The sequence below is a fragment of the Pseudomonas sp. 2VD genome (genome assembly GCF_005503585.1).
Lineage (GTDB): Bacteria > Pseudomonadota > Gammaproteobacteria > Pseudomonadales > Pseudomonadaceae > Pseudomonas > Pseudomonas aeruginosa.
On the sequence record NZ_SCND01000614.1, the window covers coordinates 1 to 1,773 of the forward strand.

The window sequence follows — 1,773 nt, forward strand, 5'->3', positions numbered from 1 at the left end:
GCCACCGACCTGTTCGACGCCTCCACCGTGGAACGCCTGGCCGGCCATTGGCGCAACCTGTTGCGCGGCATCGTCGCCAACCCACGACAGCGGCTCGGCGAGTTGCCGCTGCTGGATGCGCCGGAGCGCCGGCAGACCCTCTCCGAATGGAACCCGGCCCAGCGCGAGTGCGCGGTGCAGGGCACCTTGCAGCAGCGTTTCGAGGAGCAGGCGCGGCAACGGCCACAGGCGGTTGCGCTGATCCTCGACGAACAACGGCTGAGCTACGGCGAACTGAATGCGCGGGCCAATCGCCTGGCGCACTGCCTGATCGCCCGCGGCGTTGGCGCGGACGTGCCGGTCGGGCTGGCGCTGGAGCGTTCGCTGGACATGCTGGTCGGCTTGCTGGCGATCCTCAAGGCCGGCGGCGCCTACCTGCCGTTGGACCCGGCGGCGCCAGAGGAGCGCCTGGCGCATATCCTCGACGACAGTGGGGTACGGCTGCTGCTGACCCAGGGGCATCTGCTCGAGCGCCTGCCACGGCAGGCGGGGGTGGAGGTGCTGGCCATCGACGGTCTGGTGCTGGATGGCTACGCCGAGAGCGATCCGCTCCCTACGCTATCGGCGGACAACCTGGCCTACGTGATCTATACCTCGGGCTCGACCGGCAAGCCCAAGGGCACATTGCTCACCCACCGCAACGCGCTGCGCCTGTTCAGCGCCACCGAGGCCTGGTTCGGCTTCGACGAGCGGGACGTGTGGACATTGTTCCATTCCTACGCCTTCGATTTCTCGGTCTGGGAAATCTTCGGCGCGCTGCTCTATGGCGGGCGCCTGGTGATCGTGCCGCAATGGGTGAGCCGTTCGCCGGAAGACTTCTACCGTCTGCTGTGCCGCGAAGGCGTGACGGTGCTCAACCAGACGCCGTCGGCGTTCAAGCAACTGATGGCGGTGGCCTGTTCCGCCGACATGGCGACGCAGCAGCCGGCGCTGCGCTACGTGATCTTCGGTGGCGAGGCGCTGGATCTGCAGAGCCTGCGGCCGTGGTTCCAGCGCTTCGGCGATCGCCAGCCGCAACTGGTGAACATGTACGGCATCACCGAGACCACGGTGCACGTAACCTACCGTCCGGTGAGCGAGGCCGACCTGGAGGGTGGCCTGGTCAGTCCGATTGGCGGGACCATCCCGGACCTGTCCTGGTACATCCTCGACCGTGACCTGAACCCGGTGCCGCGCGGCGCGGTGGGCGAGCTGTACATCGGTCGCGCCGGTCTGGCGCGCGGCTACCTGAGGCGGCCCGGGTTGAGTGCCACCCGCTTCGTGCCGAACCCGTTCCCCGGCGGCGCCGGCGAGCGGCTGTACCGTACCGGCGACCTGGCGCGGTTCCAGGCGGATGGCAATATCGAGTACATCGGGCGTATCGACCACCAGGTGAAGGTTCGCGGCTTCCGTATCGAACTGGGCGAGATCGAAGCGGCGCTCGCCGGTCTGGCCGGGGTACGCGATGCCGTGGTGCTGGCCCATGACGGAGTCGGCGGCACGCAACTGGCGGGATACGTGGTGGCGGACTCGGCGGAGGATGCCGAGCGTCTGCGGGAGTCGCTGCGGGAGTCGCTGAAGCGGCACCTGCCGGACTACATGGTGCCGGCGCACCTGATGCTGCTGGAGCGGATGCCGCTGACGGTCAATGGCAAGCTCGACCGGCAGGCGTTGCCGCAACCGGATGCGAGCCTGTCGCAACAGGCCTATCGAGCGCCCGGTAGCGAGCTGGAGCAGCGCATCGCAGCGATCTGG

General features: G+C 68.4%; 1 protein-coding gene. It reads left to right on the top strand.

Annotation, left to right across the window (positions count from 1 at the left end):
- A partial coding sequence (locus FFS27_RS32405; protein WP_034014379.1) for an amino acid adenylation domain-containing protein occupies positions 1 to 1,773 on the top strand: 1,773 nt, incomplete at both ends.